Source organism: Clostridium celatum, from assembly GCF_021412605.1.
GTDB classification, from domain to species: domain Bacteria; phylum Bacillota; class Clostridia; order Clostridiales; family Clostridiaceae; genus Clostridium; species Clostridium celatum.
This window is the reverse complement of record NZ_JAJKGM010000074.1, coordinates 1-6,186: the sequence shown is the minus strand read 5'-3', so window position 1 is coordinate 6,186 and position 6,186 is coordinate 1. Positions and strand designations below refer to the sequence as shown.

At 27.8% G+C, this 6,186-nt stretch carries 5 protein-coding genes; 3 read left to right on the top strand and 2 right to left on the bottom strand.

Translation table 11 applies throughout. From position 1 onward, the window contains the following. The first annotated feature begins 75 nt into the window (after positions 1-75). From LPC13_RS16355 to LPC13_RS16345, 3 genes are all read left to right on the top strand, one after another. Positions 76-357: a metallophosphoesterase gene (locus LPC13_RS16355; protein ID WP_187116564.1), complete on the top strand. Its 282-nt coding sequence runs from the start codon at positions 76-78 to the stop codon at positions 355-357. Between the two features lie 169 nt (positions 358-526). After that, positions 527-1,066: a hypothetical protein gene (locus LPC13_RS16350; protein WP_005214539.1), complete on the top strand. Its 540-nt coding sequence runs from the start codon at positions 527-529 to the stop codon at positions 1,064-1,066. Positions 1,067-1,297: 231 nt separating this feature from the next. Next, on the top strand, positions 1,298-1,933 hold the full coding sequence (locus LPC13_RS16345; protein ID WP_040419808.1) for a hypothetical protein: 636 nt from the start codon (positions 1,298-1,300) through the stop codon (positions 1,931-1,933). 42 nt (positions 1,934-1,975) lie between these two features. Here the strand turns inward: LPC13_RS16345 and LPC13_RS16340 are convergent, their stop codons facing one another. Both LPC13_RS16340 and pflB read right to left on the bottom strand, forming a co-directional pair. Next, positions 1,976-3,301: a hypothetical protein gene (locus LPC13_RS16340; RefSeq protein ID WP_040419809.1), complete on the bottom strand. Its 1,326-nt coding sequence runs from the start codon at positions 3,299-3,301 to the stop codon at positions 1,976-1,978. Positions 3,302-3,435: 134 nt separating this feature from the next. Next, on the bottom strand, positions 3,436-5,667 hold the full coding sequence (gene pflB, locus LPC13_RS16335; RefSeq protein WP_051040714.1) for a formate C-acetyltransferase: 2,232 nt from the start codon (positions 5,665-5,667) through the stop codon (positions 3,436-3,438). Positions 5,668-6,186 lie beyond the last annotated feature (519 nt).

Below are 6,186 nucleotides of genomic sequence, written 5' to 3'. Positions count from 1 at the left end.
TTACTGGAAATCAAAATTTCCAGTAATATTTGATTTATAAGAAACTATATTACACAAAATTATCTACAGTCTCTATTGTCACATTATCCGGAAAACTTTAATGCTATCGGCAAAGAATCATATAGCAAATATAAATTTGATTTAATGCTTTCAGGGCATGCTCATGGAGGACAATTTATATTACCCTTTATAGGTGGATTATTTGCACCAGGTCAGGGCGTTCTGCCTAAATATTATAATGGGCTTTATGAAGATAAAAATAAGCTAATTGTAAGCAGAGGACTTGGTAATAGTGGATTTCCAATAAGATTATTTAATAGACCTAATCTTGTAGTAGTAGATATTATGAAATATTAATATTTTAATTAGATGCTTTTTTAATTTTTTATTTAGAATAATTTTAAGGTATACATAAAGTTAAAGATTTTGAAAAGTTTTAACATAAATATTAATTTATGAATAATATATACCATAAATAATATTCTAATGGAGAAATAATAAGGCACTAAGGAGGATAAATAAAGAGATGGCTATTTTGAAAAAAATTGAAACTGAAGTTGTATTAGGTGTAGGGGAAGATAACTTTTTTAAAGAGGTAGAATTTGATTTTTCTAATATAAAAGGAATTTTTATGGTTGAGAATATTGATGAACGGATTGATGTTTATGATGTAGTACCTATAGATTGTGATTCAGTAATATTTAGTGCATATATATATATAAATGTAGCATATAAGTTAGCTGAATATACTGGAAATGATACAAAATGTAATGCAACAATTTGTGGGGATATTAAGCATATGACAAAGAGGATACCATTTGGAGGATGTATTAAAATTAATCGTGAATCAAAAGAACACTTTAATAAAAATGATATTGCAAAGGTAGTAAATGCATGTATTGAAGGAAGTCATAACACTTTAATAGGACCACAAGAGATAGGGAAATTTGATACACCAATATACAACTATAAAAAGTTAAATGATAAGGTATGCATTAAAATTAAGGTTAAGGTTGTAAGAGATGAAATCGTAACTATTTATGCAGAAGATAAAGAATGTAAATAAAAAATATAATTGTTATAATTAGCTTGATTTAAAATATAAATATATTTAAATCAATATTTGACCATAATATGTAGTTAAAATAGAAAACTACTATATATTATGGTCTTATTTATTTTAGTTTAAAATAGCTTTTATCAAATAAAATATAAAAGAGTAACATTTTAACAAAGAAAGTACATATTATATAGTAAAATGTCTAAAAGCCAAGAATTTTATTGTAAGGAGAAAGTTATGGATAGAGAGAAGAGTATAGATAGGGAGAAGTTTATAATGCCTAATGAAGATGAAAAAGATATTGACTGTAACAGACAATATCCAGATAAAAAGATAATCCAAACAAAAGTCATAGTAGGTAAAGGGGAAGAAGATTTTTTCTTAGAAAGTGATTTTAATTTTGATAAAATACCAGATGCTGAACCATTTCTAAAAATTGTAGATATAGATACTTGGGTAGATGTTTATGATGCACAAGTAATAAAGGGAAATAAAGTTATATTTAATGCTTGGATTTATAAAAATGTAACTTATAAAATGGTAAATGGATTCTTAGAAGAATCACCAGATGGTGAAGTAACAATTAATGGTGCAATAAGGCATATTACTAAAAGAATACCTCTTGCTGGATGTATTGACATTAAATCAAAAGAGAAAATTAATCCAAAGGAAGATATAGCAGAAGTATTGGATGCTTATGTTATAGGTGAAGTTGAGGAGCCATTAGAGAAATCAGCTTTAAGAACAGCAACAGCAAAAGTAGAACCACCTATATATGAATATAAAAAACTTCATGAAAAAATGTGTGTTAAGATAGCTGTTAAAGTTGTTAGATGGGAGCATGTTCAAATAAAAACAGAAGAAAGATGCTAGTACCATTTAATAAGGGGGTATTTTTAATACCCCCTTGAATTTTTATATATGGAATTCAACACTCCTTGTTACTAAAAGAGTAATTTGTATTACAAATTGTTCTATAAGCTCACTATATACAATATCTTTAGATGAAGTTGTAGAAGGTTTTTTCAATTTATGTGTTTCTGATATATATATATTGCTTACTTGACAATGATCAGATTTTTTTATTTTATCATTTGAATCAGATATTAAGTTTATGCAGGTTGAAAATGGAATAATTAAATTAATATATTGAAGATCACCATTAATAGTATTTTCAGATGATGAGGATATAAGTGTTTTATAATTAATATCTATATAAGCAAAACCAGATGCAAATGCTTTTTCACCACTTAAATCTAATTTTGTAACTTCCGCACTAGTAATTACATCAGTAATTTTCCAAATAGGTTCAGTTGGAGGAGTTAAAATTATATCTTTTTGAAGAAATACATTAGTGAAGCCTCGACCTAAGATAAGATTACATTCAATTAATTTTTTTGATTTTGATTGAAATTGTTTTTTAAAAGGTGTAATGCTAGGTAAGGTTTTATTATATGAAGTTTTTAAATTTTTAAAGTTAGGTAGTGGTTTATTAGAGTTTTTTTTATAATCATTATTTTGTTTATTAGATTGTGAATGTTCATTTATAGTATTGTTAATAGTGTTTGATTTTTCTAATATAGTGATTGGTAAATCAGTATAATCAAGATTTAAATTAAATTTATTGTTATTTTTATCTTCATAACTAGAATTAGAATTAATATATTCACTTTTAGATAAAGTAGAATTATTTAAGTTTTCTAAAGAAGGAGTAAAAGGAAGTGTATCTTTGTAAATAAGATCTTCATTAACAATAGTATCATCAATATTTTTAATATTATTATTAGTATTATTATTAGGTGTTTTTTTAGTACATATATTTATAGAAAGAGGATAAAATAATAATATTTTACAAATATTTTTATCTTTAAGAAAATAATAAGGTCTTAAGTAGTTTTGAGTTGAGTATAAACATTTAGGAGTAGATAAAAATTTCATAGTAGATTTTAAATTTTTAGGAGAACCATACTTAGCTATATCTCTACAATGAAATACTTTATAAAATGAGGAAGTCTTATGTTTAGTTAAATTTTTAGAAACGGATTTATATGAAATTTTATTATTATAAGTTATTATTATTTCATAATCACCATAAATAGAAATTCTTCCTTTAGAAAGTACTTTAGAAAATATATTCAAATTATTAATTTTAATATTATTAATAATAGTATATTTAGGATATTTAAACTTAAAGGAATGTAACATATTTATTTTAAACATATTAAAAATAGTTTCAGACATATTTATGTACCCCATTATTAAAATAAAATTATTAATAAATATTTTATGATAATTATTATAAAAGAGTACCTAATATATAAAATAAGAGGATATTAGATTTAAATCTAATATCCTCTTAAAAATAGAGTTATATATTATCTTGATTTGTGGAATGTTCTGTTTATAACGTCTAATTGTTGTTCTCTTGTTAATTTAATGAAGTTAACAGCATATCCAGAAACTCTGATAGTTAATTGTGGATATTCTTCTGGGTGTTCCATAGCATCTAATAAAGTTTCTCTATTAAATACATTTACGTTTAAGTGTTGAGCACCTTGAGAGAAGTATCCGTCCATCATTGTTCCTAAGTGGTGGATTCTGTCTTCAGCAGTTTTTCCTAATGCATCTGGAACGATTGAGAATGTATTAGAAACACCATCTTGTGAATGTTCATATGGAATCTTAGCAACTGAGTTTAATGATGCTAAAGCTCCGCTATTATCTCTTCCGTGCATTGGGTTAGCTCCTGGTGCAAATGGTTCTCCAGCTTTTCTTCCACATGGAGTAGTACCAGTCTTCTTACCATAAACAACGTTTGAAGTGATTGTTAATACTGATTGAGTGTGGTAAGCATTTCTGTAAGTCTTGTTTTGTCTGATCTTATTCATCATGCTTTCAACTAACCAAGCAGCAATTTCATCAACTCTGTCATCGTCGTTTCCGTATTTAGGGAAGTCGCCTTCAACTTCGAAGTCTACAGCAATACCTTCTTCGTTTCTTATTGGCTTAACTTTAGCATATTTGATTGCAGAGATAGAGTCAGCACAAACTGATAAACCAGCTATACCACAAGCCATTGTTCTGAATACGTCTCTATCATGTAAAGCCATTTGTAATTTTTCATAAGAATATTTATCGTGCATGTAGTGGATAACATTTAATGTATTAACGTAAAGGTTAGCTAACCAGTCAGTCATAACATCGAATCTGTCCATTACTTCGTTGTAATCTAAGTATTCACCAGTTAATGGAGCTGTCTTAGGTCCAACTTGCATTCCGTACTTTTCATCTTTACCACCGTTTATAGCGTAAAGTAAAGTTTTAGCTAAGTTAACTCTAGCACCGAAGAATTGCATTTGCTTACCAACTCTCATTGCAGATACACAACAAGCGATAGCATAGTCATCTCCCCAGTATGGAGCCATTAAATCATCATTTTCATATTGAACTGATGATGTATCAATAGAAACCTGAGAACAGAAATCTTTAAATCCTTGAGGTAATCTAGTTGACCATAAAACAGTTAAGTTTGGTTCTGGTGATGGTCCTAAAGTGTAAAGTGTGTTAAGTACTCTGAATGAGTTCTTAGTAACTAAGGTTCTACCATCTAATCCCATACCACCGATTGATTCAGTAACCCAAGTTGGATCTCCTGAGAATAAATCGTTGTATTCTGGAGTTCTTAAGAATTTAACTAATCTTAACTTCATTACGAAGTGGTCCATTAATTCTTGAGCTTCTTCTTCAGTGATAACACCATTTCTTAAATCTCTTTCTATATATATATCTAAGAAAGTAGAAGTTCTTCCTAGAGACATCGCAGCACCGTTTTGGTCTTTGATAGCTCCTAAGAATCCGAAGTATAACCATTGAATAGCTTCTTTAGCATTCTTAGCTGGTTCAGATATATCAAATCCATAAGTTGCAGCTAATCCTTTTAATTCTTTTAACGCAACGATTTGATCAGAAATTTCTTCTCTTAATCTGATTACATCTTCATCTATAGTCTTAACTTCTAAAGATAATTTTTGTTGTTCTTTATCTTGGATTAATCTATCAACACCGTATAAAGCAACTCTTCTGTAGTCACCTATGATTCTTCCTCTACCGTAAGCATCTGGAAGACCAGTGATAACACCAGATTTTCTAGCTAATCTCATTTCTGAAGTATAAGCATCGAAAACACCTTGGTTGTGAGTCTTTCTGTATTTAGTGAATATTTCTGAAATTTTTGGGCTTACTTCATATCCATAAGCTTTAGCTGCATTTTCAGCCATTCTGATACCACCGTATGGCATTACAGCTCTCTTTAATGGAGCATCAGTTTGTACACCAACGATTTTTTCGAAAGCTTGGTCAATATAACCAGCATTATATTCGTTAATTCCAGATATAGTTTCTGTATCTACATCTAAAACTCCACCGTTTTCTCTTTCTTTTTTGAATAATTCACTAACTTCTGCCCAAAGTTTAGTAGTAGCTTCAGTAGCTCCAGCTAAGAAACTAGAATCACCTTCGTATGCAGTGTAGTTAGTTTGAATAAAGTTTCTTACGTCAATACTTTTTGTCCATGAACCTGTTTTGAAATCATTCCATTGTTCTCTCATCATAGCGCCTCTTTTCTAATTTTCTAAAATTATTAAGTATTGTCCTTTATATTGGACACGAATAATTATCTAATAATAATTATTATCCAATAATGGCATATCTAAACTATAGCACTAAAATTTAAATTTTTCAAGTATATATTTATGAAAATTTTTACTGAAAACTTTAAATTTTAGTTCCTAGATTATAATATCATAGTATTATCTTATAAGCAAAGGGTAATGCTGTCATATATATGATTAAATATGTAGTAACTTGGTAAAAATATTAACAAAATGCAAAAAAAAGGGCTAAATAATAATAAATGGTTAAAAATTTAACAATAAATAAGTTGTGATTTATAAATTTTAATAAAATTGAAAACTAAGAAAAATTTAGCTTTCATAAAAATAAGAAGCATAAAAATAAGAAGCTCTTATAAATATGAGCTTCTTATTTTTAACAGTTTGTTGAAAAACCCCCTGTTTAAAAACAGAGGGTTTTTCTATTATTAGTTGTGGATAAAATTTAATATTAAA